The organism is Sporosarcina sp. OR05, assembly GCF_041414805.1.
Classification (GTDB): Bacteria; Bacillota; Bacilli; order Bacillales_A; family Planococcaceae; genus Sporosarcina; species Sporosarcina saromensis.
In genome coordinates this window covers 121,633-146,584 of record NZ_JANKJL010000001.1, presented here as the reverse complement: position 1 = coordinate 146,584, position 24,952 = coordinate 121,633, and the positions used below count along the sequence as shown (strand labels likewise).

Here is a 24,952-nt window from a genome sequence, read left to right as displayed (position 1 = left end):
GCCTCCTCCTTTCCGTTCCATTGATTATAACAACCGTAAATCGTTGACATTGCCGCCAAGCAAACTTAAGACGTTCAAAATTCGTTGGAAAAACGTTTGGCGTCTCTCATCTTTATAAATCTCATTGAAAAACTCACCATCTTTAATAAACAGCACGCGGTCACAATAACTCGCGGCTATCGGATCATGCGTCACCATAATGATTGTCGTCCGCTCATGTTCATTTATTTGACTGAGTAACTCTAGCACTTCTTTCGCTGAATTCGAATCCAAGTTGCCAGTCGGTTCATCCGCTAAAATGAGCTTCGGTTTGTGGATGAGTGCGCGACAAATCGCAGTCCGCTGCGCTTGTCCACCGGATAATTCATCAGGTCGTCGGTTTAAAATATCCGACAAACTAAGTTGTTCCGCCAATTGATGAATACGTTTTTTCATTTCCATGACCGGCAAGCCATCTAACGTTAACGGCATGACGATATTCTCTTCCACCGTCAACATTTGAAGGAGATTGAAATCTTGGAACACAAAGCCTAAATTATGTCGCCGAAAGAGGGCAAGTTCATTCGCTTTCAACGTTTCGGGCTCGACGCCGTCAATGAGCACACGTCCATATGTAGGAATGTCAATCGTTGAAATAATATTTAGCAACGTCGTCTTTCCACTTCCAGACGGTCCCATAATGGCAATGAACTCGCCTTCCTCCGCCTCAAAGTCAAGACGGTTCAACGCCCGGTGCATCACTTTACTTTCATAAATCTTCGTCACTTGCGTCATTTCCACGATCGGTTTCTTCGTCATTCACTTCACCGCCTTCTCCGTTCATGAAAAGAATTTTCACGGATGTCCCTTGTCCAACTTCAGATTCAATCGTCAATGGATGGCCGAGCTTTTCACACACTTCTTGAGCAATGTACAAGCCCATTCCCGTTGATTCGCCCGTCAAACGGCCGTTTTCACCTGTAAAAAATGCTTTTGTCACCCGTTTCAAATCTGAAGCAGGAATACCAATCCCTTCATCTCGGATCGTCAACGCAAAACCCTCTTCTGTTTTTTTCAACGTCAAATAGAGGTGCTTCCCTTTTTCAAACGTATATTTCACAGCGTTCGTAATGAATTGCCCAATAACAATTTTCAGCCATTTCGCATCTGTCGCCACAACAATCCGTTCATCAATCGAAATGACGGGATACACCCCATTCGTGATGAACAATCGTTTATGTTCCGTTACAATTTGTTGAATTAAACCCTTTAACCCGACCTGTTCAATTTGCATATCTTCTTCGAATGTCTCCAGTCGAGCATTGACGAGTACTGCATCCAATCCACGTTGCAACTTCTCGATCTCTTCCTGCACACTTCGCTTATCCAGCTCTCCATCTTCCTGCAGCAACAGCCCAATGACCGAAATCGGCGTTTTCATCTGGTGCACCCATTGATTCATAAAATGCAGTTGGCGATGCTGTGAGGCATACAGCGTTTGCACTTCATTTTGATACAAACCATATAAATCGCGCATGAAACGGGCTGACTCGATTTGTTCAGGTGTTTGCACTTTCCGAATAAGCGCATCCTCCATCCGCTTTGGCTTCTTCACAATCGCATTGTAATACGCCCGCCGCGTTATGAACTTCGCACCTAAAAACCCCGTCAGCAACATGACGCTCATAATAATTGAATAGATCGCTGTATTTATTCCACGAAACCCATCCAACCAATACAACAATAGAATAAATGTCACAAGCAACATTTCAAATATGATCCACGACAAATATTCCTTTAAAAATAACAGGACTTGTCTCATAATTCCTCCGGCGCTGGCACGAATCGATACCCTGATCCTCGTACCGTCTCCACGACGGAATGGACACCATAGTCGACGAGCTTTTTCCGCACACGCGTCATATTCACATTCAATGTGTTCTCATCTACGAATGACTGGTCGTCCCATAACTCCTCCAACAACGTCTCTCGAGAAACGACTTTTGGTGAAGCATCCATTAACAACTCCAAAATGACACATTCCTTCTTTTGAAGGGGGATGACTTCATCGCGTAAATGCAACTCCATCCGTTCAATGTATAACGTCAACGAACCGAGCTTCACCGTTCGCTCCCCTTGGCTCGGCGCATACTCCCCGAACGCCCTGCGCAAATGACTCCGTATCTTCGCAAGGACGATTTCATAATGGAAAGGTTTCGTAATGAAATCATCCCCTCCATTCTCCAGCGCAAACACCTGATCCATATCCCCGGACCGCGCTGAAATGAAAAGAATTGGACACATTGTCTGTTGCCTCAACTGACGACACCAATAATACCCGTCATACGACGGCAAATTTATATCAAGCAAAATCATATGCGGATCAAACGCCCTGCACTCTTCCACAACCGCATCAAAATCCTCCACAATCGCCACGTCATACTGATACTTCCTCAACGTATCCGCCAACAACTGCGCAATCTTCCGGTCATCCTCAACAATAAAAATGCGATGGTTCACCATCCAACTTCCCTCCTCACATACAACCAGTATACCGTAAAACTGGAAAAACCGCAGAGCAAACCGTTTTGGGCAATCGCGTTATGATAACGTCTTTTCCGTACAGCTAGCCCTCCGCGCAAATCCCTAATTTGATAACCTCAACACCTATTGTCCACGCAAGCGTTGCGAGCTCAGTCTATCGCTTATTTTTACGCAAGGTCAATCCTTGAATGAAACGATACCGTTTTTTAGTAAAGAACTGATTTGGACTTACCAGTTTTAAAAGAGCTACAATGTATGCAGGAAACCTACACAAAAACCACCCTTCCCCCGTATACTACAGCAAAAGAAAAAACCGGTTTTCACCGGTCTCTAACTTAATAGATTAAATTGACGAACTCCTCGCTTGTAATTCCGCCTAATAACGTCGGAATATCGAGCCCTTCTAACGCAGCGTTAATGGCTCCTCGGTTATACTGAACGTTTTGTAATCGCTCTTCAATTGCAGTTACTTCACCTACGCCGAAAAAGTCGCCGTAAATTTGAACAGATTGGATGGTCCCTTTTTCAACTTGCAAGCGGACATCTATGCCACCGACCGGAAAACGGTGGGAGTGTTGGACATTAGACTTCGGTGATTTTCCATAGTTCCAATCCCAATTTGCATAGCGTTCAGCCGATAACGCATGTATCTTAGTCCAATCCTCTTCCGTCAATTCAAGTTCTTTTACATTTTCTTCTCCGTTAAAGATTGACGTTAAAATCTTCTTACGGAACTGCTCAATCGTCATCTGTTCATTGATGAATTCGGAAATGTTGGCAACTCGGCTTCGGATGGATTTAATGCCTTTGGATTCAATTTTATCTTTGCGCACTTTCAAGGCAGAAACGACACGTTCAATTTCTGTATCAAACATTAATGTGCCATGTGTGAACATGCGTCCAAATGTAGCAAACTGTGCATTTCCAGATACTTTACGGCCCTCTACAAGAATGTCATTCCGTCCAAGTAATTCTGCTTTTACACCCATTTCATTCAACGCTTTGATTACAGGCTGTGTAAACTTCTTAAAATTGCGGAACGACTCGCCGTCATCTTTCGTGATGAAGCTGTAATTCAAGTTGCCTAAGTCGTGATAGACTGCGCCGCCACCAGATAGCCTTCTCACAACATGAATACCGTTCGCATCAACATATTCTGTATTAATTTCTTCAATTGTGTTTTGATTTTTCCCGATGATGATGGACGGTTCGTTAATATAGAACAGTAAAAACGAATCTTTGTCCACGTCCATATTTTTCAGTACATACTCTTCAATCGCAAGATTTATTCTTGGATCTGTGATCCCTTTATTATCAATAAAATACACGCTAATCGCTCCCTAAATAAATGAATTCACCTCTATTTTATCTGAAAAGAACAAATAAGTGTTGACATATGTTTGTCTGTTATAATACAATGACACTACCAAATTCAGTTATAGAACAAGAGGTGATGGATGAGATGGTTGAGAGTATTGTAGAATTCTTTAAAAACCTGCCCCCTAAAGCCTGTGCCACTTGTGGAAATGACATAGAAGAACAGCACGAATGTTACAGCAATACATGCGAGTCTTGTACGATGGTGTAAATTTTTTATCGCCGCTGTACTATTACAACTTAAGTTTAATCAAATAGTAATAAAACAGTAATACACATCCGAAACGTTACGTAAATGCCATGTCAATGATCGCACACATTCTTTTTTTGACGCACCTGTACTATGACAAACAACCTGTTCCAATTTAGTATTAGTACAATTGATAGGAGGGAACCATCCATGTTGGAAAGCGTTATCGAGTTCTTTAAGAATTTACCGCCTAAAAACTGTGTCACTTGTGGAGAAGTCATCGAAGAACAGCATGAGTGCTATAGCAACAAGTGCGATTCTTGCAACATCATTTAAGTCGTCTTGGAAAATAAATAACGCGTGAAGCCAAATTCTCTAAACATTGGTTTCACGCGTTTTTCAGGTCTTTTACTCGTCATTACTCATCCTCTTTCAACAAATCAGGTTGATCTGTATGAATACCATTCACGCCCATCGCTTGTAAACGTAAAGCCGCTGTTTCATCATTAACGGTATAGGCGAAAACAGCCAAGTTCTCTCCATGCATCGTATTGACAAATGCGGGCGTGAGCGCTTCGTATGTTACCCCAATTCCTTTTGCATACCTTTGGATGTCTTGCACCTCTTTTTCATCCACTTTCGCTTCCTCACCTTCATCAAAGGAGATGAGTTGTAGGAGAGGTATATCGGGATGCAGTTTATGTATTTGTTTTAATGCTCGCTTATTGAACGAGTGCACAATCACTTTCGGCAAGCCGTTCTGATCTGGACCAATTAACGCATGCTCTTCCAAGAATTCCACTAGCTTCGCTTCTATACCGATGTATTCTTTCGTATTTTTTAATTCAATAATAAAATGTACACGCTCACCAACGGCATCGATAACTTCCTTCAACGTCGGGACTTTATATGCTTCCTCAGGTAACGTGTGATCCGCCTTTTCCCCTCCTTTCTTCTCGTCTGCAGTCAACTGTTTCAGTTCAGCTACTGTAGCCTGTTGAATCTTTCCCTCTGATTCTGTTGTCCGTTTTACATCTTTGTCATGCATGACTACGAGCTCTCCATCTTTCGTCAACTGGATATCTAGTTCGATGTAGTCAGCATCCAAGTTCTCCGCAAGCTTAAAAGCAGGTAACGTATTTTCCGGTTCATACGTGGATGCGCCTCGATGTGCAACGACAAGAAATTCGTCTTTAGGGATCTGATTGTCCCACGTGCTACTCATCGAACAGCCACTCATGAGTATCGTTCCGATTAGTACGCTCGCCATCTTTTTCATCAATGTCATCACTTCCGTTCAAGACCGCTCTTTTCATACGCTACCTATTTCCGATTCTTCTATGCCGTAAACCTCGCCCAATACACTTACTTGAGCCCTCTCTCCTACTGCGAACATCCCTTGATTGTTTGCTCCCTTTTACGAACCCTTAATTTGTCAAAAGCATGCAGCGCGAGTCAATTAATTTCGTACCCCTTGCCGGTCCGCGGTATTTATTGATGTTTACAGCGCAACTAGCTGAAAAGAGTTACGTAGTTCTTTCAGAGATTGGGTCTTTCAACGATACAGCACAAATGATAGAAACGATTTTAATTAATGACGCGAGATCTTGGAAACTTATCGCTAGCGCGTCATTAAATGGATTTATCGACGCGACAGACCTTTTATTCTGCGCTTGCGCGTCATTAAACGGATTTATCGACGCGATAGATCCTTTATTCAACACCTGCCCGTCATTAAACTGATTTATCGACGCGGTAGCTCCGTTATTCTGCGCTTGCGCGTCATTAAACTGATTTATCGACGCGACAGCTCCTTTATTCTGCGCTTGCGCGTCATTAAACAGATTTATCAACGCGGCAGTTCCTTTATTCTGCGCTTGCGCGTCATTAAACGGATTTATCGACGCGACGGCTCGGTAATTCAAACACAGCATAAATCTTCAAAACGCGGCATATCTCTTCAAAACGCCGCATTCGCGCGCATATCGCCGCATATTTCCTCAAAACGCCGCATAACTCGCCAAAACGCCGCATATTTCCCAAAAACGCCGCATATCCGCCCGCCAGCCACATCCATCTCAAAATAAAAAACCCGCACAAGGCGGGTTTTTCCACTACTATTCATCCTCAACGCTCAAACAATCCATTCAGTACATCTTCTACAGCTGCTTTTCCTTGGTCAATACAATCTGGCAAGCCGACGCCTTCATAAGAGGCGCCTGCTAATTTAACCATTGGAAAGGCTTGTTGCAATTCGGCTTTTGCCGCAGCGACACGCTGGCGATGGCCGACACGGTATTGAGGGCGGTCTTCTTTATAACGCGTGACAATCGTGAAATCGGGCTTTCCATTGATTGTAATGATTTTTCCCAGATCCTCGAGAACAATCCGTTCGATTTCATCGTCAGGTAAGTCAACGATCGCTTCGTCGCCAATGCGGCCGACAAATGCACGTAGCAGGATTTTGCCGTCAGGTGTTGTTGTTGGCCATTTTCGGTGGACCCACGTACAAGCTGTTATCGAATAATCGCTACTTCTTGAAACGAGGAAGCCTGTACCTTCCTTGTCTTGAATGACGGCATCTTTTGGAAAGGCAAGCGCGACTGTCGCTACAGACGTCGTATGGATTTCCTTCAGTCCTTGCAAAATTCCATGTGGCTCAAACAACTGGCTCGCTGCCATATGACCCGTTGTCATAATGACTGCATCCGCAACAATCGTTTCACCGTTGTTCAACTGCAACACTGATTGGTTGCCTCGTTTTTCAATCGTTGAAATCCGGATGCCTTTTCTGATTGTTCCTGGTTCCAATTGCTCTTCTGCCGCCTCGACAATCGTCGATAATCCATTACGGAAAGAATGGAATGCGCCTTGTTTTGATCCGCTGTGACTATCTTTTTGCGGCACTTTCTTAGGCGTCGTCTTTTTCATTCCCAGGATTAAACTTCGGTGTTTCTTCTCGACTTCGTAAAATTGTGGATACGTCGATTCTAAACTCATTTGATCGATATCCCCTGCGTAAACGCCAGACAATAGTGGTTCAATGAGGTTGTCGACGATTTCTGCACCAAAACGGCGTCTGAAAAAATGGCCGAGTGACTGATCGCCTTCCACTCCGGAACGAGGCAACACAAAATCACCTGCTGCCCGCAATTTCCCGGTTAGCGAAAAGAGATTGGACTTTAAAAAAGGCGTAACCTCTGTCGGTATCCCCATAATTGAACCGCCCGGAATGGGTTGAAGTTCATCATCCACAAGGATATACGCCTGCCCGGTCGCATTACGAACGAGTTCATCCGCAATACCTAAATCCTTTGCAAATGTATCCATGCTTTTTTTCCGAATGAGAAAGCTATCGGGTCCGCGTTCAATGACAAATCCATCACGTCGAACGGTCTGGATTTTTCCACCTAAACGATTCGATGCTTCAATCAGTACAACCTCAATCGGCAAATCCTGTTCCCGAGCTGTTTTTTGTAAATAAAAGGCTGCCGATAATCCTGTAATTCCTCCACCTACGATGACGACTTTCTTCTTTTGTACATTCATGTCAATCATCACTTCTTCCATTAGGCTTTTTTCAATTGATCGCGCACTGCATCAGCCATTGCATCTATGAAAAGTGGATCCGTATTCGGCATTTCCGGACGATAATAGGCAGCACCTATTTCATCGCAAACGACTTTACATTCAAAATCGTTGTCGTAAAGCACTTCTAAATGATCTGAGATGAATCCAACTGGTGTATAGACGAATGCTTCATATCCTTTTTCCTCATGAAGATCACGCGTTAAATCCTGTACATCCGGTCCTAACCAAGGCTCACCTGTTTGTCCTTCACTTTGCCAACCAACCGCGTACGTGTCAACTTCCGCTGCTTCTGCAATCAGTTTAGCCGTTTCCGCCAATTGCTCCGGATAAGGATCTCCAAATTGCTTGATTTTCTCAGGTAGTGAGTGTGCAGAAACGACGAGACATGCTTTTTCACGTTCAGCTTCGTTCATGCTAGTAAACGTGTCACGAATTTTTTCAGACCAATATTGGATGAACTTCGGTTGCTTGTACCAGCTTTCCACCGATGTGATCGCAATGCCGTATTTGTCTGCTTCTTCCTTAGCACGTGTGTTATAAGATTTCACAGAGAATGAGGAATAGTGTGGAGCGAGTACGATGGATACCGCTTCTTTAATTCCATCGTTATGCATCGCTTCTACCGCTTCCTCAACAAACGGTGTGATATGTTTTAAGCCAATATATACAGTAAACTCAATGTCATCTTGAACTGCATTCAATCGTTCTCCGAGTGCATTTGCTTGGTTTTCTGTAATCTTTGCTAGTGGAGAAATTCCACCGATTGCTTGGTAACGGTTGCGCAAATCCTCTAATTGCTCAGGTGCTGGTGGACGACCTCTACGAATATGCGTGTAGTATGCTTCAATATCCTCTTCTTTGTATGGCGTTCCATACGCCATCACTAAAAGTCCCATTTTCTTTTTCGTCATTGCGTACACCTCGTTTTTCATAGAATTTATTTACGTAGTTGGGCACTGTATTCATGGATAAAATCTGTCAACCTTTTTAATGTTGCCGGTTGGACATCCGGGAATACACCATGTCCGAGGTTAAAGATATGGCTTCCGTGTTCAACACCTTGTTCGATAATGGTTTTCGCACGTTCTTCAATAATGTTCCAATCCGCTAACAATAAAGAAGGATCCAAGTTTCCTTGCAATGTTTTTGTTAATCCGCGTTCGCCTGCTTCTTTTACCGATAAGCGCCAGTCAAGGCCGACAACATCTACAGGGAGGTCATGCCATTCATTCGCCAAATGACTTGCCCCGACGCCAAATGTAATTAACGGTACATTCAACTTACGAAGTTCAGTGAAAATACGCGTCATGACAGGCTTGATGAAAATCCTGTAATCGGAAACGTTTAATGCGCCTACCCATGAATCAAACACTTGAATTGCCATTGCTCCAGCTTTAACTTGTGCTTGAATGGAAGCGATAATTGTATCAGCTAATTTGTCCATCAACGCAAACCAAGCTTCTGGTTCAGATACCATGAAGGACTTTGTCAAATTGTAACTTTTAGACGGGCCACCTTCAATCATATAGCTTGCAAGCGTAAACGGCGCTCCAGCAAACCCAATTAATGGAACAGTTAATTGCTCTTTCAAGATTTTAATTGTATCCAGTACGAAAGGGATGTCATCTTCAGGAGAGAACTCCCCTAAGTTATGTACATCTTTAACGGATCGAATCGGATTAGAAATAACCGGGCCTACGCCAGCTTTTATTTTCACGTCTACTCCAATTCCTGGTAGCGGTGTCACAATGTCTTTATACAAAATTGCAGCATCGACATTGTAATTATCGACTGGCAATTTTGTCACATATGCACAAAGTTCAGGTTGGTGTGTAATTTCTTCTAGTGAATATTTTTCTTTGATAGCACGGTACTCAGGTTGAGAGCGACCTGCTTGTCTCATATACCAAACAGGCGTATGCTCAATCTTTTCTCCTCTTGCAGCACGAAGCAGTGTATCGTTAAATGTGGACATACGATCGATTCCTACTTTCTTTATAATAATTATCGTTTTACCTATTCGTTTTCAAATATATCCGTTTCCACGTGTAATGTATAGTATTTGCCTTGATTTGTCACGAAATTGTGTTCATTTCCCATGCAATCTGCCATCATTTAGACATTGTTTGTTTTAATTACCTATTTGGGGGAAAATATGAGTAGTATCACTTTCATTGGAGGTTTTGAGAATGTATATGTACATGACAACTGGAACGAGAGACTTTATGGAAAAACTGCAAGAACGTCATTCGGATAAACAGATGGTACTCATGCACGGTAGTGGACAGTCGCTACTTATTCATGAAACCGAATCAAAATCTGTGTTTCAAACACCGAGACGGTATGAAGTCATAAGTTCTACGGGTTCTATTACCGATAAAGGCTATTTTGTATGCAATAATATCCCTGTGACAGATGAAGGACGACCTGTTTTTGAACACCGCTTTTCATCCCAAGGAGAGCAACTTGAAACCCAACAAGGGTTTATTGCTTACAGACTTCTACGTCCACTTGAATCGGATACGTACGTTGTTATGACTGAATGGGAAGAGGCTTCTGACTATGATCGTTGGAAAAACTCTCCTTCTTTCAAGTTTTCCCATCCATCTCCGGATGAATTCGCTGATAATACAACGCATATTTTTTCTAGCGCATCGTATGTCTCAACATACATTGCAAAACCTGAAGAAACAGATTGATCAATAGTTCAGACTACATTGCGACCCTTCTCATGTATTGTTATAATAATCAATGCATATAAATAACGTTTTGAGAGGGGTAATTGAATGAATGAGCAACTATTTGAGAAACTGGACCTTGCGTACGAAGATATGGTCGTCATCAGAAGACATCTTCATATGCATCCCGAACTATCTTTTAAAGAAGTAAAGACCGCACAATATATCCATGATTTCTATGCAAATCTTGGTATCGAGGTCCAATCAGGCGTTGGCGGCAATGGCGTTGTAGCGCGGGTCAAAGGCGCACGCCCAGGCAAGACAGTCGCATTACGCGCAGACTTTGATGCGTTGCCGATTCAGGATGAAAAAGACGTCCCTTACAAATCGACTGTTCCAGGCGTCATGCATGCTTGTGGTCATGACGGTCATACTGCTGCTTTGTTGCAATTGGCGAAAGTCATTTTCGACCTTCGAGAAGATTTGGCAGGAGAATACGTTTTCATCCACCAACACGCTGAGGAATTTGCACCTGGTGGGGCCATCTCAATGATTGAAGACGGTTGCCTCGATGGCGTAGACGTCATTTTTGGAACGCACTTATGGTCACTAACCCCTTATTCATCAATTGAATACCGTACAGGCCCTATCATGGCCGCTGCTGATCGATTTGAAATTACAATCCAAGGCGCTGGCGGACACGGTGCTGCACCTCACCAGACGAAAGATGCAGTCGTCATTGGTGCACAGCTTGTCATGAACTTACAGCAACTTGTCTCTCGTCGTGTCGATCCGATTGAATCCGCAGTTCTGTCCATTGGCTCATTCATGGCAGATAATGCTTTTAATGTCATTGCAGACTCCGCAAAACTCGGTGGGACCGTACGAACATTTAGCCCAGAAATCCGCGACTTGATGGAACAAGAAATGCGACGTGTCGTTGAAGGAACTGCCCTCACAAATGATTGCACAATTACTTTCAACTATTTCCGAGGCTACCCTGCTGTTGTGAACCATCAAAAGGAAACTGAATTCCTTCAGCAAGTCGCTGAAACTGTTCCTGACATTAGCGCAATCGTAGAAAGTAAACCTCAAATGGGTGGAGAAGATTTTGCGTACTACTTAGAAAAAGTGCCAGGCACATTTTTCTTTACGGGTGCTCAACCTGTGGATGCAGCTCCTTTCCCTCACCATCATCCAAAGTTTGATTTTGAAGAACGAGCGATGCTAATTGCAGCCAAAACATTAGGTGCTGCAGCGCTGGATTATCAGAAAACTGAGTGAAAAATAAATATTTTATTAAAAGAAGGAATTTTCTTGTTACCCAAGAAAATTCCTTCTTTTTTTATCAACAGAAATCCCTTTCAAGGGTATATTCGTACTAGTTCTAGAAGACTTAATAATTGCATAATAATCCCTAATTAATATGTTATTTAACCTATTTTTTAATTAAAATAATTCTCTGATTTGGTTAATATTTCGAATTATTCATGAAAAAGGGTTGCATTTAATTTTACGTACTCTATAATACTATTTAGGGTACTGTTTACGAGAAAAGGAGGAAATGGAAAATGAACGAATCGAAAACAAATTATGTCATATCTTTTGACACATTAGTATTGAATCCTAAAACTTATGGGAAAAGGATTTATACGTCGGTAATTGAACAGAACGATAGGTTTACGATTGCTAAGAAACCTTTACATATCGTTACGCGTTCATGTAAATTTTACGGTGGAAGTTTCGATAACGCTATGCAATCTTCAGCAAAATTACTAGATAGACGGCACAAACTACCTTTGCTAATAGCGAATTCTTATGGCATGCCCTTTATCTTCATCCCAACAATGTCCGCAAAATCAGATTACAACACGTGGATTGCCTATCATGCAATTGATACTTTCCTACCCGACGGTTTGCAAACAATCGTAAAATTGAAGAACGGTATCGATATAAAAATCGGTGTGACAGTCGCTACAATGTATCGTCAGTTCTCGTTAGCGCGATTGGTTGAAATTAACTTCATCAACAAACAGAAAGAATTGAATCGCACGTCCAACCTCTTATCCTCTCAAGAACCTGAACACACATTGACTCAAAGAGAGCATGTCGATTCTGTCGTGTTAGAAGAACATTTAGATGAACTCTATGCATCTACAAAAAAAATCAGTGACGATCATTCGTCCGCGGATGGTTCAACCCCTTCATGAAATAAAGATGAAGTAGCTCTTCCGTCCGATTTCGAAGTCTAACATTTAAGTAACGACGATGATCTTCATAACCACCATTTAAAAAAATATATTCCGTAAACATGTTATCCCTACTTTTTTGGAGCACTTTCATGTTATTACGTTTTAAAAAGATTTTTGTCTCTTGTAACTCCTCTTGGACTTGTGACAATACCGTATCAATCATTGTAAGATAAGGTCCCTTCAGTTTAAAGGGACCTTTTTCAATACCTACACGGTCACGTTCCAACACAATTACAAGCAACGGCAAGTAAATCATATTTTCAAAGTGCGGCAATGCCTTTGCAGGAATTAAAGGCATACCCATTCCTCCTCTCACAATAACAAGAACATTTGTTCTTATAATACCACATACAGTCTTAAAATCAATATGGAGCGAGAAGGGAATTTTATACATAGGAATAAACTGCACGATTTTTACAACGAAGGATTCAACAAAAAAGCGATTCCCCGTCTAGTTGACAAGAAATCACTCATTTATCGTTACGTACTTATCATTTTGCTTCGCCGCTAGGCTGGTCTTCCATGTAATAAACAGACGTCACTTTCCAGTTGCCGTCTTCTTTCGTGAAAACGGTCACTTGTCTGCCGGTACGGTTCGTTTCAAGGCCCGAAGACTTCTGTTTTAATGTCGTATCCAAATTGGAGAACACTTGGGCTTCCCCTTTATCCGCGTCATATTTTACAATTGTCACGTCTTTTGCATCACGACTGATCTCGTATTCACTAAAGACCCCTTCAATGTAAGTGCGCTCTTCATCAATGGAAAAGCTTTGCGGATTTTTTGAGAGTGTACGCATATATTCATCTACGTCTTGCGCGTTAAATGCATGAATATACGTGTCAAACGCTTCCACTAACGCGGTTTTCTCTTCCTTAGGGACATTGGCAGCTTCTTCGATTTCGCCGCCTGATAGGTTGAACCCTACTTTGTTTTCATCAACACCGTGATCAATAGAGCCGAATTCATTGGACGTTTCCCCATCATTTACAGAGCCTTGATTGGCATTATCCTCTTCATTCTTCGAACAAGCACTTAGTACAAGCACAAATACAAGCATCAAATAAACGACTGTCTTTTTCATCCTTTTGCCTCCTCAAACTTCGAAAGGGACCTTCTTAAAATAGAAGGTCCCTTCAAACTGTATCATCCGTCTTCCACTTGCGCTAGTGAGATGCTTCCAAGCGGGATCAAGATGAAGGTACATCTAATTACCCGTAATGGGGGGAGCAATTACTTTACTTCCACCCAGCCATTTTTAATCGCCGTAACAACGGCTTGTGTACGGTCATTGACACCCATCTTTTGAAGAATACTCGACACATGGTTTTTAACCGTTTTTTCAGAAATAAAGAGTGTTTCACCAATCGTACGGTTACTTTGACCATCCGTCAACAATTGGAGGACTTCACATTCGCGCTTCGTCAACAAATGGAGTGGGCGACGAATATCATTTTGTTGGAAAGAACCTTTGTGCTCCCGCTCGCTTAAACGACGGAATTCTGCTACTAAATTATGTGTAACTTTCGGATGTAGATACGATCCACCAGCAGCTACCACTTTAATGGCTTGTACAATTGCATCGGCATCCATTTCTTTTAACATGTAACCAAGTGCACCTGATTTAAGTGCATGGGATACATATGATTCATCGTCATGGATCGATAAGATGATGACTTTTGCGTCCGGGAATTCATTTTTCAAATTCTCCGTTGCTTCCACACCATTCATGCCTGGCATGTTAATGTCCATCAAGACGACATCAGGATTGAAACGACGATAAAGCTCAGCTACTTCAGAGCCGTCGTCCCCTTCACCTACTACGTCAAATGAGTCTTCAAAATCTAGGATTCGCTTTACACCTTCACGGAATAATTGATGGTCATCTACAATCAAAATTTTTGTCATTTTCATTCCCTCCCAATACCCTATTCAACAATACTATTTTCTTGTAACGGAATACGGAATAGCACCGTTGTACCATTGCCGATAGCTGACATGATCTTCATTTCACCTTTCAGCAACTCGATTCGTTCACGCATTCCTATAATGCCAAATGATTTCTCTTTAGTTTGATTTATATCGAATCCTTTTCCGTTGTCTTTCACGACAATATTCATTGTATCACGGAGCCATTCTACTTTCACCCAAACATCCCTGGAGTTTCCATGTTTTAGTGCATTTGAGATGGATTCTTGGACAAGTCTGAAAATCGCTACCTCAATTGTTGAGTCAAAACGTATTTCCGTCCCGTTATTCATGAAATGGATTGTTACACCTTCTTCATATTCCATAACGGTCGTAACATACTTTCTGAGAGTAGGGATTAAACCTAAATCGTCGAGCGCCATTGGACGTAGGTCGTAAATAATACGACGTACTTCAAGCAGCGCATTTCGAACCATCACTTTTAATTGACTCAGCTCAGACAATGCTTCATTCGGGCCTCTTTCTGCAAACGTCTTTTCGATAAGTCCTGAGCGCAACAAAACATTTGCTAACATTTGAGCGGGCCCATCATGGATATCACGAGAGAGGCGTTTTCTTTCTTCCTCCTGGGCGTGAATGATTTGTATGGCGAATTCTTGTTTTTGGCGAGCTGTTTCGAGTGCTTCTCCAACTTTTTTCAAATCAGATGTCAAATAAGAAATGACGGTTGTCACTTGATTGACAAGCTGATCTGCTTTTTCAATCGTATCCAAAAGAGCGACAATTCGACGATCTAATTCATCTCTTCGTACGCGTAATTGCTTCTCTTCCATTCGATTGATCGATAATCTTACAAGTAGATCATTTGCAGTTTCGTAGGCTTTACGTACTTCTTCCTCGGAATAGTTCATAAAATTCTTGGAGACATCTGCAAGCCTTCTTCTGGAATGGCGCGTCATGTCTTCCAAATAATCCCCTTCATCTATTACCCGGGAAATCTCTTCTTTAATGATCGCTACTTCGTTTTGCATCTCCTGGAGAGCTTGTCGGCTTTGCTCGCTGATTGTAAATATGTCGTTTTTAGATTGATCCATCACATTGACCATGTTGTCGAAAATACTCTCAAGTTTTTGGATGTCTATTGTCTTCTCAGCCAATTCAACCTCTCCCGTCCGGAAATCAAAACACGTACAACAGTTGCAATGTTGCAGTATTCATTAATTCCTTATACACTTTGTTATTATATCATTATAAAACTAATTGCGTATTACGATTGTATTACAAGTGATAGGGGTGCTGCAAATGCGAGCAGATTATAAAACTGTCAAACTTTACGGCGAAAGTGAACTCGTCATTCAGAAATCGAGATTTCTAACATATGTTAAACGTGTTGAAACCGAAGAAGAAGCGCTCGATTTCATCCAGGATATTAAAAAGATGCATCATACGGCCACACACAACTGTTCAGCGTATTTGATTGGAGATCATGATCAGATCCAAAAAGCAAATGATGATGGTGAGCCTTCCGGAACCGCTGGCTTTCCTATGCTAGAAGTACTAAAGAAGCAAGGTTTAAAAGATACCGCTGTCGTTGTCACCCGTTATTTCGGTGGCATCAAACTAGGTGGTGGCGGGTTAATCCGTGCGTATGGACGCGCGACGACTGAGGGAATTGCTGCAACAGGCGTCGTTGAACGGAAGCTCCATGAACTGATGAAAGTGTCCATTGATTATACGTTGCTTGGTAAACTTGAAAATGAAGTACGTCAGTCCACATACCCGCTTGAACAGATCCTCTATGAAGAAGACGTTCATTTACTGCTATATGTTCCAGTTTCTGAAACGGATACGTTTTCCGAGTGGATTACAGAATTAACAAGTGCTAAAGCTGAAATCTCCAAAATATCGACAGCGTTTTTAGAGTTCGATTGTTGATAATAGTATACGGATGCGCCATTTAATAGTATAATGTTGAAAGTTGACGATTGATTGCAAAAAATAGTGACAACAAGAGTTTTTTGACATAAAGCTAGTAGATGGATCGATTATATCAGCTTCACACCTTACCGAGCTGATACAGGGGGCTTAAACCTGAATGAAAAGAAAAGAATATAGAAACATGAAAAAGAAGACATCAAAGAAAAGACTGGCCATTAAAATTGGGCTCTCCGTTTCCTTCGCGACTTTGTTACTCGTTTCAGCTTATGCACTTTCTTTGCATCAGAAGGCTGAAAAAGCGGTGGACCGCGCTTACGAGCCAGTTCCGAGTACACAAAAGTCGGATCTTCGTGGCGAGGCGAAAGTGGAACCTGCCAAAGACAATGTCTCAGTCCTGCTCATCGGTGTAGATGACAGCGAAGCAAGGATGCAAGGCGAAGGAAATAGCCGTTCGGACGCCCTTCTTGTCGCTACGTTTAATCCCGAAGAGAAATCCGTTAAGTTATTAAGCATTCCGCGTGATTCGTATGTGTACATCCCGAAGGTCGGTTATAAAGATAAGATTACCCATGCTCACGCTTATGGCGGCACACATGCTTCAATTGAAGCGGTGGAAGAAATGCTCGACATTCCGGTTGATTATTATGTCAAAATGAATTTTAATGCGTTCATTGAAGTCGTGGATGCGCTTGGCGGCATCGAAGTAGAAGTTCCATATGATCGATTGGAAAAAGATGAAAATGATAAAAACGCTATCCAATTGAAAAAAGGCTTGCACGTGTTAGATGGACGTCATGCCCTTGCACTGGCAAGAACGCGTAAATTGGACAGTGATATCGAACGAGGCAAACGTCAACAAATGATTCTCCAATCAATTATTAAAGAAATGGTGTCTGTTAAATCGATCTCCAAATATGGTGATGTCATTGATGCAGTTGGAGATAATATGAAAACCGACATGACTTTCAAAGAGATGACCTCGTTTTGGGAGTATGCAAAAGATGGCATGCCACAAATTGATACAATTAACTTGCAAGGATATGATGATTGGTCTACCGGGGTGTATTATTACAAACTGAAAGATAGCGACCTAGAAAATGTCAGTCAGTTATTGCAGTCCCATTTAGGACTCATCCCTGATTCTTCATCATTAACCGATTCGAATTCAAATGGATTACATTCAGCGGACGAAACGGCTGATGGTAGTGACGACTTCTCAGATTGAAGAGCCTTACAAATGGAAACAGGTAGAGAGAAACGATTAATGTCGATTTCCCTCTACCTGTTTTCTATTGGAAAACACATAGAGAGACGAGTAAAGTCCCCCCCTCCTCCAACATGAAAAAAGGTGACATGCACAATTTGTGCACAGCACCTTTTTTCATTTCCCTATCATTCGTACAAGATTCAATAATGGTCGATAATTCGTTCCTGCTAGACCAATTACCTCCACAAAAAGTTCAATTGCAAGTAACATGACTGCAATTAACACAATTGCTCCCCAAACAGTCGCTTGCGAGAAGAGCACTGCTGCCACACCGAATAAAATTGCTAAACCGTAAATGATTAACACAGTTTGGCGGTGTGAAAAACCTGCTCGCAATAAACAATGATGCAAATGGGATTTGTCAGGTGCAGTAATCGGTTGTTTCATTCGTACGCGTCTTACAATCGCAAAGAATGTATCAGAAATCGGTACACCTAACATAATAATCGGGATGACGAGTGATACGACTGCGATATTTTTGAACCCTAAAAGTGCAAGAACTGCGATCATATAGCCGAGAAATAGCGCTCCGGTATCTCCCATGAAAATTTTCGCAGGATGAAAATTGTAAAACAGAAAACCGAGAGAGCTTGCTGCCAATATTGCAGCTGTTGCGACAACAAACACATTGCCCATAATGACAGCCATCACCGTTATGGAAATCAGTGCAATTGTAGAAACACCGGCCGCCAAGCCATCTAAACCATCAATCAGGTTAATGGCATTCGTGATGCCGATAATCCAAATAATTGTGATTGGTATACTTAAATAACCAAAGTCGAACTGGCCATAAAATGGTAAGTTAATATAGTCAATTTGAAGGCCGCCCCATGTAATGACGATGATCGCAGCAATGAGCTGTCCGAACATCTTCGCTTTAGCGGTGATTTCCAGCATATCATCCAAAAAACCTGTAATGATAATGATGAACGCGCCAACGAGAATTCCCGTAGCGTTTACAAGATCATCTTCGGGACGTAATAATAAATAGCCGATAAAGAATGCGCCAAATATAGCAACTCCACCGATTCGCGGCATGACAGAAGCATGCACTTTACGATAATTAGGATGATCGACTGCCCCAATCCGAAATGCGAATTTAATGACGAGCGGAGTGAGTATGATGGCAGCTACGAAAGCTACGGCCATTGCAAGGAATAACATGTCCTTCCTCCCCGTAAATCAATAATTTAATTAGCCACAAGTATTATAGCACGTTTGCTGTTGGAAAGCACCCAAGTTAGCAACTTGAAACTACTATACCCTCTTTTTCTGCAAACTATCCTAAATCTACTATTGTTCTTTTACCGCTCACGGTAGTCTTTTTATAAGTACTTTGATAAAATAGAACCATATCCTTAGGTGAAGGATCAATTAAAGGAGCGTCAATACATGTTATCATTTTTTAAACGTTCAACCCAAACGAGCGAAAGACAACTACGAAAATACCGGAAAGTTGTCGAACACATAAATAGTTTAGAAGCAAAATACGAAACGTTGTCAGATGAAGAACTTGCACATATGACAGAAGTTTTCAAGACGCAAATTCATGATGGAGATACAATTCAAACGATACTCCCTGAAGCATTTGCCGTCGTTCGCGAAGCATCCAAGAGAGTATTGGGGATGCGTCATTTTGACGTCCAACTCATTGGCGGGATGGTACTGTCAGAAGGAAATATTGCAGAAATGCCGACAGGGGAAGGAAAAACACTTGTAGCATCCCTCCCCTCTTATTTGCGTGCCCTTGAAGGGAAAGGTGTCCATGTCATCACTGTAAATGACTATCTTGCAAAACGCGATTATGAACAAATCGGTCAAATTCATCGTTTCCTTGGTTTGACAGTCGGCCTGAATGTACCGATGATGCAAGGCCCTGAAAAACAAGATGCGTACATGGCAGACATTACGTACGGAGTTGGAACGGAATTTGGTTTTGATTATCTTCGGGATAACATGGTCCAATACCCTTCTCAAAAAGTACAGCGTCCGTATCACTTCGCAATCATTGATGAAGTGGATAGTGTGTTAATTGACGAAGCGAAGACGCCATTGATTGTTGCCGGGAAAATGCAAGCGGATGCAGATTTGCATTTCATTGCAGCAAGACTTGCCAAACGATTTAAAAAAGGTGTCCACTTCGACTTTGACGACGAGACAAAAGCCACATCCCTTACTGATGAAGGGATTGAACAAGTTGAAAAGGCGTTTGGAATCGACAATCTGTATGAACTCGAACACCAGACACTTTATCATTATATGATTCAAGCTGTCCGCGCTTTTGTCATTTTTGAAAGAGATGTGGATTATATCGTAAAAGACGACAAAGTGGAGCTCGTGGATATGTTCACGGGAAGGATTATGGAAGGCCGTACACTATCCGACGGCTTGCACCAGGCAATCGAAGCAAAAGAAGGGCTTCCAATTACAGAGGAAAATAAAGCCCAAGCTCAAATTACCATTCAAAACTATTTTAGAATGTATCCACATCTAAGTGGTATGACCGGAACTGCAAAAACACAGGAAAAAGAATTTCGTGAAGTGTACAACATGGAAGTCATTCAAATTCCGACAAACCGACCACGAGCACGTGTCGATTCACCTGATAAAGTCTTTGTCACAACCGATCAAAAGTACATTGCTGTTGCAAAAGAAGTTGCGAAACGTCATAAGACAGGACAACCTGTCCTTGTCGGGACCACTTCCATTTTACAATCTGAGAAAGTCGCCGAGTATTTGGATAAAGAAAACCTTCGTTACCACTTGTTAAATGCAAAAAGTGTCGAACAAGAAGTCGACCTCATTTCCCAAGCGGGGCAATATGGTCATATTACGGTCGCTACAAACATGGCTGGACGTGGAACTGACATTATGCTTGGTGAAGGGGTAGAAGAAAATGGTGGCCTCTTTGTCTTAGGAACCGAAAAACATGAAAGCCGCCGCATTGATAATCAATTGCGTGGACGTTCCGGTCGTCAAGGTGATAAAGGTGAAAGCCAATTCTTCATTTCACTCGAAGATGATATGTTCAAACGTTTTGCAAAAGATGACCTTGAAAAGTTCAATAAGAAAGTAAAAGCGGACGAAGATGGTCTTGTTCAAAATACTGAAGTAAATGAGCTAACAGAACGCACTCAACGAATCGTAGAAGGCGCGCATTTCTCCATGCGTGAATACAACTTGAAATTGGACGATGTTATTAACGATCAGCGTGGTGTCGTCTATTCATTGCGAGATAAAGTCCTAGAACGTGAAAATCTCTTTGAACAATTAAAGACAATGGTGACGGAAGCGGTTGAGTTTGTCGTCTATGATAGCTGTCCTGAACACGAAACGCCTGACCAATACGATTTTGATCGAATTGAACGCACGATGAATGGACTTCTATTAGAGCCAATAACACTTCCACGAAATTTGGAAAAGCCATCTGAAATTGTTAAAGTTTACGATGAAGCGCTGCAAACCCTTTTTGACTATCTGGACAGATTTGTCGACAATGAGGAAGTTAAAGAAATCATTCCTCAAGTGATGCTTAGCCATATCGACTCCATGTGGGTGAAACACTTGGAAGTGATGGCGCGTCTAAAGGAAGGAATCGGCTTACGTTCTTATGGACAAGAAGATCCGATGCGTATTTACCAACGAGAAGGGCTGCAGTTATTTGGCAAACATTATCAACAATTACGCCGAAACATTGCTTCTGAAATTATTGGTTTCATGAAGTTGATTTCACAACAACAGGAGGGACAAGATTAATGAAACTCTTTTCATTATTTACAAAAACCGAAAAAAAAGGCTCCGATAGTACAATTGGTTCCGAAGAAATTTTAGAAGGCAATGCCCCATCTGCGAGTACAGATGATATTGAGACGACGTTGTCCCTTCACCCTCAATGGACAATTTCTCAAGAACAGGAATACGTCTTCAGATTTCTAGCGAATGAATTGGAACCTTTGAAGCCTGATCAAATTTCCTTATCCGGTATCGACATAGACGTAGATGAATCGAACGGTAATTGGCTCGTTAAAGCTTTTTTCCGCTCTTCTCTCAGTCAGTCCATTACACTTGGCGAAGTCGAGTTGTTATTGCTAGACCGTGAAGGGAATATGCTTGCGTCCCAACAATTCAACTTAGAGGAATTGGGAGATATCCCAGCCACAAGTGCACGTCCTTGGGTATTCGTCTTTACGAAAGAAAATCTTTTTGCGGAAACCCCACCAGACGAAGGTTGGAAACTAGCGTTCAACGTTCAATCGATGGTGCCACACAAACTAGAATTAGAGCCGGCTTGGGAAGATGGGCTTTCAGCAGATCAGAAAGCAGCGCTTGAAAAAGCAGTTGAAAGTATGCCGAAATTAAAACCACGCGAAGTGAACATCGCCGGATTTCAAGTGAAAAAACAGGAAGACGGCAGTATCGCCACTTCTGTATTCATCCGTAACGGTCATTCAAAGCAAATCAATATTGAAAATCTGCCATTGGAATTGATTGACGCTACAGGTGATCTAATTGCACGTGGATCATTCAAACTCGATTCATTCGATGTGAAGGCCAATACATCAAAACCGTGGACGTTTATTTATCCGAAAGAAATGGTACAAAAAGAGGACCCTGACTTCTCCCGTTGGTCCATTCGTGTGCCACAATAAAGAGGTACCTTAACTAAAGTTTAAAAGCATAATGGAATTTCCGCAGGGACCTGAAAGTGGGTTTCCTGCGGATTTTTTTGTTATGCGACGTTTGGGAGGAGTTATGCGGCGTTTTAGAGAAGTTTGCCGCGTTTTGGAGAGTTATGCGGCGTTTTGGGGAAGTTTGCCGCGTTCTGAACAGTTATGCGGCGTTTTGGGGAAGTTTGCCGCGGTTGTGTGATACAACTTATGTACTTTTAAGTACCGCGGATACATTCTATTCAAAATTGATAGCTTGTCGCGCCAAAATGGGTTTTGACAATTTAGAGGGTTTGTTTGCAAAACAAATGTAGCTTTTAAGCAAAGAGCTAGTCGATAAGTTTATGCATTGCGAAGGTGTTTGCTACAATATAGGTTTTGCTTTTTATACTGTAATGCTTACAGGACCTTAAAGCATGGAAAGATGCGAGAGGCGATGTAAGGTTCGTTTTTATTCGCGACAGGTTTTGACACATAGTACTTATGCAACTGAATTGAATGCATACAAAAAGAACGGAATTTCTATAAAAGAAAATCCGCTCTTGGAAGAGACTTATATTACTTATTTTGTTGATGCAACAGAAGTGGCACCGTTAATGCGTTTAGCACCAACGTACTTATCTCCCCAGTAATAAGGATCGTTTAATGCATCTACACGTACACCTTTTGAAGACGAGGCATGGGCAAATTTCCCGTTACCAACGTAGATGCCTACGTGAGATACCCCTTTACCGGAAGTATTGAAGAAAACAAGGTCACCTGGAAGTAAGTCAGCTTTGTTCACTTTCGTACCTGTTGCATGCATCCCTGAAGAGGTGCGAGGTAATGAAATGTCGTGTTGCTTAAATACGTACTGGATGTACCCTGAACAATCGAAACCAGCTTTTGTCGTACCGCCATATTTATATTTTATTCCTTTTAAACTCTTTGCAGTGTCAGATATAGTAATTGATGACGCTTCAGCTTGGCTAGCGAACGGCGAGACGAGCAATACGATAGAAACTGCAAAAATAACAAATGACTTTTGCACCTGTGCTAATATTCTCATATAATCCCCCAAAATTTTATATTTATCTGAATAAATCATCTGCATTAACTTTAACACGTACTATGCTCGTCCTATATTACAGTTATGTAACAATAACATTACAAAAATCGCGTTGTATTTCACGTTGAAACATATTTGTCATTTTCCGCCCATAACAGCTCCTATTTGTACACTTTACTTGCTCATTTCAATGAATACCTAATACAAGCGAATGCACGCATAAATAAAACTGCGTGAAGGACAAGTCGCCCTCACGCAGTTTTTCTTATGCTATGAAATTATTTAGAGAAAAGGCCACTCTTATGTTTGCCCGCCCCTTCTCTTCCTTGTTACATGTCTAAATCTGTAATAATCGTCACATCATCATGTTCGTGCAAGTACGTAATTGTCCAATCGGAATCAATTTTCCCTTCCAAGAACTTCGTAATTGCTGGTCGTTTTTTCTCGCCGAAAGCGAGCAAGACTAATTTTTTCGCACTCATAATAGAAGCAATCCCCATTGTCAAAGCAGTCGTTGGGATTTTTTCATCGTTGTCGAAGTATTGACTGTTGACACCTAGTGTGGAATCCGTCAATTCTGCTACGTGCGTAACCGAGTCAGCAGGTGTGCCAGGTTCGTTAAATGCGATATGGCCATTTTCTCCGACTCCGAGCAATTGAATGTCAAGACCTGCTTGTTGCAGCGCTTGCTCATAACGATTACATTCCGCGTCTAGATCTGCAGCCATTCCATTTGGTATATTCGTTTCTTTGAACTTCTTCTTATTAAATAAATGGTCATCCATGAAATATGCATAACTGTTTGGACTCGTTGCTGGTAGACCGACGTATTCATCCAAATTGAATGTTGTTACATTTGAAAAATCCAGCTCAGACGCTGTTAGTTTTGCATAGACCGGAATCATCGTACTTCCTGTAGCCAATCCAAGCACATGAAGTCGATCGTTTTCAAGCTCTTCTTTTATCAACTGATAAAATTGTTCAGCACCTTTCTCAGGGCTTTCAACTTTAATTAGTTTACATTTTTCCATCATTCTCAACCGACTTTCATTTTAGATTTATTGTACCTCTTACATTGTAATTTCCATAAACAGTATGGTCAACTAAACGAATAATTTACACAAAAAGGGTAGTCGACTCTGTTATTCCCTCTTTCCACTCCAACAAACCTATTCAATCACTACTACATATCTATGGCGATATTATGAAGACCATTTGTACAAAGTGTGAACGAATTCCCGATCTATTGAATCATAGGGAATTCCCTAATTCTCTATTTCTACCACATGCTTAAGATAAAAGTATGAGCAAACGACTTTCGAATGTAGGAGGTGGAAGGAATGACGAAAGACAATTCCAAACAACTTGTACCAAGTTCCAACGAGCATGGGATGGATTTAAAAGGTACATTCATCGCTGTCATGCTTTTAGGGATCTTCATACTAGTTTCTTGGTTCGGCATTTATGCACTCTTTTTATCACGATAATGATACA

At 41.7% G+C, this 24,952-nt stretch carries 27 protein-coding genes; 10 read left to right on the top strand and 17 right to left on the bottom strand.

Translation table 11 applies throughout. The features are described 5' to 3' along the window. Window positions 1–24: 24 nt before the first annotated feature. The 4 genes from NRI27_RS00640 to lplA form a co-directional block, all read right to left on the bottom strand. Window positions 25–798: an ABC transporter ATP-binding protein gene (locus tag NRI27_RS00640; protein WP_371389134.1), complete on the bottom strand. Its 774-nt coding sequence runs from the start codon at window positions 796–798 to the stop codon at window positions 25–27. Beyond that, a complete protein-coding gene (locus tag NRI27_RS00635; RefSeq protein ID WP_371389133.1) occupies window positions 749–1,801 on the bottom strand; it encodes a sensor histidine kinase in 1,053 nt (350 codons plus the stop codon). Before NRI27_RS00635 ends, NRI27_RS00640 begins: the two co-directional genes overlap by 50 nt. Further along, window positions 1,798–2,502, bottom strand: coding sequence for a response regulator transcription factor (locus NRI27_RS00630; RefSeq protein WP_371389132.1), 705 nt, complete (start codon window positions 2,500–2,502; stop codon window positions 1,798–1,800). Before NRI27_RS00630 ends, NRI27_RS00635 begins: the two co-directional genes overlap by 4 nt. 356 nt (window positions 2,503–2,858) lie before the next feature. Next, complete coding sequence (gene lplA, locus NRI27_RS00625) at window positions 2,859–3,851, bottom strand: lipoate--protein ligase (RefSeq protein WP_371389131.1); 993 nt, start codon at window positions 3,849–3,851, stop codon at window positions 2,859–2,861. Between the two features lie 134 nt (window positions 3,852–3,985). Here lplA and yhfH (NRI27_RS00620) point away from each other — a divergent pair, with 134 nt between their 5' ends. Together yhfH (NRI27_RS00620) and yhfH (NRI27_RS00615) are read left to right on the top strand one after the other, a co-directional pair. After that, a complete protein-coding gene (yhfH, locus tag NRI27_RS00620) occupies window positions 3,986–4,111 on the top strand; it encodes a protein YhfH (RefSeq protein ID WP_317942614.1) in 126 nt (41 codons plus the stop codon). 189 nt (window positions 4,112–4,300) lie between these two features. Further along, window positions 4,301–4,426, top strand: a complete 126-nt coding sequence (gene yhfH / locus NRI27_RS00615) for a protein YhfH (RefSeq protein ID WP_371389130.1) — start codon at window positions 4,301–4,303, stop codon at window positions 4,424–4,426. A gap of 82 nt (window positions 4,427–4,508) precedes the next feature. Here yhfH (NRI27_RS00615) and NRI27_RS00610 read toward each other — a convergent pair whose 3' ends face one another. The 6 genes from NRI27_RS00610 to hemE all read right to left on the bottom strand — a co-directional run bounded on the left by NRI27_RS00610 (window position 4,509) and on the right by hemE (window position 9,656). Continuing rightward, window positions 4,509–5,369, bottom strand: coding sequence for a glycerophosphodiester phosphodiesterase (locus NRI27_RS00610; protein ID WP_371389652.1), 861 nt, complete (start codon window positions 5,367–5,369; stop codon window positions 4,509–4,511). 247 nt (window positions 5,370–5,616) lie between these two features. Further along, entirely contained in the window at window positions 5,617–5,943 is a 327-nt protein-coding gene (locus NRI27_RS00605; RefSeq protein WP_371389129.1) for a hypothetical protein, read from the bottom strand. A 34-nt stretch (window positions 5,944–5,977) separates the two neighbouring features. After that, entirely contained in the window at window positions 5,978–6,205 is a 228-nt protein-coding gene (locus tag NRI27_RS00600) for a hypothetical protein (RefSeq protein WP_371389128.1), read from the bottom strand. A gap of 12 nt (window positions 6,206–6,217) precedes the next feature. Beyond that, window positions 6,218–7,639: a protoporphyrinogen oxidase gene (gene hemY / locus NRI27_RS00595; RefSeq protein WP_371389651.1), complete on the bottom strand. Its 1,422-nt coding sequence runs from the start codon at window positions 7,637–7,639 to the stop codon at window positions 6,218–6,220. Window positions 7,640–7,659: 20 nt separating this feature from the next. Next, a complete protein-coding gene (hemH, locus tag NRI27_RS00590) occupies window positions 7,660–8,592 on the bottom strand; it encodes a ferrochelatase (RefSeq protein WP_371389127.1) in 933 nt (310 codons plus the stop codon). Window positions 8,593–8,618: 26 nt separating this feature from the next. Then, window positions 8,619–9,656, bottom strand: a complete 1,038-nt coding sequence (gene hemE / locus NRI27_RS00585) for a uroporphyrinogen decarboxylase (protein ID WP_371389126.1) — start codon at window positions 9,654–9,656, stop codon at window positions 8,619–8,621. Between the two features lie 214 nt (window positions 9,657–9,870). Between hemE and NRI27_RS00580 the strand changes: the two genes are divergently transcribed. From NRI27_RS00580 to NRI27_RS00570, 3 genes are all read left to right on the top strand, one after another. Beyond that, complete coding sequence (locus NRI27_RS00580) at window positions 9,871–10,380, top strand: antibiotic biosynthesis monooxygenase family protein (protein ID WP_371389125.1); 510 nt, start codon at window positions 9,871–9,873, stop codon at window positions 10,378–10,380. An 87-nt stretch (window positions 10,381–10,467) separates the two neighbouring features. Then, window positions 10,468–11,643: a M20 metallopeptidase family protein gene (locus NRI27_RS00575; RefSeq protein WP_371389124.1), complete on the top strand. Its 1,176-nt coding sequence runs from the start codon at window positions 10,468–10,470 to the stop codon at window positions 11,641–11,643. A 287-nt stretch (window positions 11,644–11,930) separates the two neighbouring features. Continuing rightward, window positions 11,931–12,569: a competence protein ComK gene (locus tag NRI27_RS00570; protein ID WP_371389123.1), complete on the top strand. Its 639-nt coding sequence runs from the start codon at window positions 11,931–11,933 to the stop codon at window positions 12,567–12,569. Here the strand turns inward: NRI27_RS00570 and NRI27_RS00565 are convergent. The 4 genes from NRI27_RS00565 to NRI27_RS00550 all read right to left on the bottom strand — a co-directional run bounded on the left by NRI27_RS00565 (window position 12,526) and on the right by NRI27_RS00550 (window position 15,695). Beyond that, window positions 12,526–12,909 carry a YhjD family protein gene (locus NRI27_RS00565; protein WP_371389122.1) on the bottom strand — a complete coding sequence of 128 codons (384 nt, stop codon included), beginning with the start codon at window positions 12,907–12,909 and terminating at the stop codon, window positions 12,526–12,528. The genes NRI27_RS00570 and NRI27_RS00565 overlap by 44 nt on opposite strands. Window positions 12,910–13,102: 193 nt before the next feature. Beyond that, window positions 13,103–13,693, bottom strand: coding sequence for a Cif family virulence factor (locus NRI27_RS00560; protein WP_371389121.1), 591 nt, complete (start codon window positions 13,691–13,693; stop codon window positions 13,103–13,105). 149 nt (window positions 13,694–13,842) lie between these two features. Continuing rightward, complete coding sequence (locus tag NRI27_RS00555; protein ID WP_371389120.1) at window positions 13,843–14,517, bottom strand: response regulator; 675 nt, start codon at window positions 14,515–14,517, stop codon at window positions 13,843–13,845. Window positions 14,518–14,537: 20 nt separating this feature from the next. Then, on the bottom strand, window positions 14,538–15,695 hold the full coding sequence (locus NRI27_RS00550; RefSeq protein ID WP_371389119.1) for a sensor histidine kinase: 1,158 nt from the start codon (window positions 15,693–15,695) through the stop codon (window positions 14,538–14,540). Between the two features lie 145 nt (window positions 15,696–15,840). On the opposite strand from NRI27_RS00550, the gene NRI27_RS00545 reads away from it, so the two are divergent. Together NRI27_RS00545 and NRI27_RS00540 are read left to right on the top strand one after the other, a co-directional pair. Then, entirely contained in the window at window positions 15,841–16,473 is a 633-nt protein-coding gene (locus NRI27_RS00545) for a YigZ family protein (RefSeq protein WP_371389118.1), read from the top strand. A gap of 160 nt (window positions 16,474–16,633) precedes the next feature. After that, a complete protein-coding gene (locus NRI27_RS00540; protein WP_317942445.1) occupies window positions 16,634–17,701 on the top strand; it encodes an LCP family protein in 1,068 nt (355 codons plus the stop codon). 156 nt (window positions 17,702–17,857) lie between these two features. Here the strand turns inward: NRI27_RS00540 and NRI27_RS00535 are convergent, their stop codons facing one another. After that, a complete protein-coding gene (locus NRI27_RS00535; RefSeq protein ID WP_317942444.1) occupies window positions 17,858–18,907 on the bottom strand; it encodes a glycosyltransferase family 4 protein in 1,050 nt (349 codons plus the stop codon). A gap of 228 nt (window positions 18,908–19,135) precedes the next feature. Here NRI27_RS00535 and secA2 point away from each other — a divergent pair, with 228 nt between their 5' ends. Then, window positions 19,136–21,499 carry an accessory Sec system translocase SecA2 gene (secA2, locus tag NRI27_RS00530; RefSeq protein WP_371389117.1) on the top strand — a complete coding sequence of 788 codons (2,364 nt, stop codon included), beginning with the start codon at window positions 19,136–19,138 and terminating at the stop codon, window positions 21,497–21,499. Continuing rightward, a complete protein-coding gene (locus tag NRI27_RS00525) occupies window positions 21,499–22,392 on the top strand; it encodes an accessory Sec system S-layer assembly protein (RefSeq protein WP_371389116.1) in 894 nt (297 codons plus the stop codon). Before secA2 ends, NRI27_RS00525 begins: the two co-directional genes overlap by 1 nt. A gap of 580 nt (window positions 22,393–22,972) precedes the next feature. Here NRI27_RS00525 and NRI27_RS00520 read toward each other — a convergent pair. Both NRI27_RS00520 and NRI27_RS00515 read right to left on the bottom strand, forming a co-directional pair. Continuing rightward, on the bottom strand, window positions 22,973–23,458 hold the full coding sequence (locus NRI27_RS00520; protein WP_317942441.1) for a C40 family peptidase: 486 nt from the start codon (window positions 23,456–23,458) through the stop codon (window positions 22,973–22,975). Window positions 23,459–23,787: 329 nt separating this feature from the next. Continuing rightward, entirely contained in the window at window positions 23,788–24,489 is a 702-nt protein-coding gene (locus tag NRI27_RS00515; protein ID WP_317942440.1) for a glucosamine-6-phosphate deaminase, read from the bottom strand. Between the two features lie 309 nt (window positions 24,490–24,798). Between NRI27_RS00515 and NRI27_RS00510 the strand changes: the two genes are divergently transcribed. Then, a complete protein-coding gene (locus tag NRI27_RS00510) occupies window positions 24,799–24,945 on the top strand; it encodes a cytochrome c oxidase subunit 2A (protein ID WP_317942439.1) in 147 nt (48 codons plus the stop codon). Window positions 24,946–24,952: the final 7 nt, after the last annotated feature.

What these genes read in the sequence shown, in the direction of transcription:
- NRI27_RS00540 (WP_317942445.1), top strand. Translation starts at nt 16,634, where the DNA reads ATGAAAAGAAAAGAATATAGAAACATGAAAAAGAAGACATCAAAGAAA.
- yhfH (WP_317942614.1), top strand. Translation starts at nt 3,986, where the DNA reads ATGGTTGAGAGTATTGTAGAATTCTTTAAAAACCTGCCCCCTAAAGCC.
- NRI27_RS00560 (WP_371389121.1), bottom strand. Translation starts at nt 13,693, where the DNA reads ATGAAAAAGACAGTCGTTTATTTGATGCTTGTATTTGTGCTTGTACTA.
- NRI27_RS00580 (WP_371389125.1), top strand. Translation starts at nt 9,871, where the DNA reads ATGTATATGTACATGACAACTGGAACGAGAGACTTTATGGAAAAACTG.
- NRI27_RS00565 (WP_371389122.1), bottom strand. Translation starts at nt 12,909, where the DNA reads ATGCCTTTAATTCCTGCAAAGGCATTGCCGCACTTTGAAAATATGATT.
- hemY (WP_371389651.1), bottom strand. Translation starts at nt 7,639, where the DNA reads ATGAATGTACAAAAGAAGAAAGTCGTCATCGTAGGTGGAGGAATTACA.
- NRI27_RS00555 (WP_371389120.1), bottom strand. Translation starts at nt 14,517, where the DNA reads ATGACAAAAATTTTGATTGTAGATGACCATCAATTATTCCGTGAAGGT.
- NRI27_RS00545 (WP_371389118.1), top strand. Translation starts at nt 15,841, where the DNA reads ATGCGAGCAGATTATAAAACTGTCAAACTTTACGGCGAAAGTGAACTC.
- NRI27_RS00525 (WP_371389116.1), top strand. Translation starts at nt 21,499, where the DNA reads ATGAAACTCTTTTCATTATTTACAAAAACCGAAAAAAAAGGCTCCGAT.
- NRI27_RS00570 (WP_371389123.1), top strand. Translation starts at nt 11,931, where the DNA reads ATGAACGAATCGAAAACAAATTATGTCATATCTTTTGACACATTAGTA.
- NRI27_RS00635 (WP_371389133.1), bottom strand. Translation starts at nt 1,801, where the DNA reads ATGAGACAAGTCCTGTTATTTTTAAAGGAATATTTGTCGTGGATCATA.
- hemE (WP_371389126.1), bottom strand. Translation starts at nt 9,656, where the DNA reads ATGTCCACATTTAACGATACACTGCTTCGTGCTGCAAGAGGAGAAAAG.
- NRI27_RS00575 (WP_371389124.1), top strand. Translation starts at nt 10,468, where the DNA reads ATGAATGAGCAACTATTTGAGAAACTGGACCTTGCGTACGAAGATATG.
- NRI27_RS00520 (WP_317942441.1), bottom strand. Translation starts at nt 23,458, where the DNA reads ATGAGAATATTAGCACAGGTGCAAAAGTCATTTGTTATTTTTGCAGTT.
- NRI27_RS00610 (WP_371389652.1), bottom strand. Translation starts at nt 5,369, where the DNA reads ATGAAAAAGATGGCGAGCGTACTAATCGGAACGATACTCATGAGTGGC.
- NRI27_RS00535 (WP_317942444.1), bottom strand. Translation starts at nt 18,907, where the DNA reads ATGTTATTCCTTGCAATGGCCGTAGCTTTCGTAGCTGCCATCATACTC.
- NRI27_RS00640 (WP_371389134.1), bottom strand. Translation starts at nt 798, where the DNA reads ATGACGAAGAAACCGATCGTGGAAATGACGCAAGTGACGAAGATTTAT.
- secA2 (WP_371389117.1), top strand. Translation starts at nt 19,136, where the DNA reads ATGTTATCATTTTTTAAACGTTCAACCCAAACGAGCGAAAGACAACTA.
- NRI27_RS00510 (WP_317942439.1), top strand. Translation starts at nt 24,799, where the DNA reads ATGACGAAAGACAATTCCAAACAACTTGTACCAAGTTCCAACGAGCAT.
- hemH (WP_371389127.1), bottom strand. Translation starts at nt 8,592, where the DNA reads ATGACGAAAAAGAAAATGGGACTTTTAGTGATGGCGTATGGAACGCCA.
- NRI27_RS00630 (WP_371389132.1), bottom strand. Translation starts at nt 2,502, where the DNA reads ATGGTGAACCATCGCATTTTTATTGTTGAGGATGACCGGAAGATTGCG.
- yhfH (WP_371389130.1), top strand. Translation starts at nt 4,301, where the DNA reads ATGTTGGAAAGCGTTATCGAGTTCTTTAAGAATTTACCGCCTAAAAAC.
- NRI27_RS00515 (WP_317942440.1), bottom strand. Translation starts at nt 24,489, where the DNA reads ATGGAAAAATGTAAACTAATTAAAGTTGAAAGCCCTGAGAAAGGTGCT.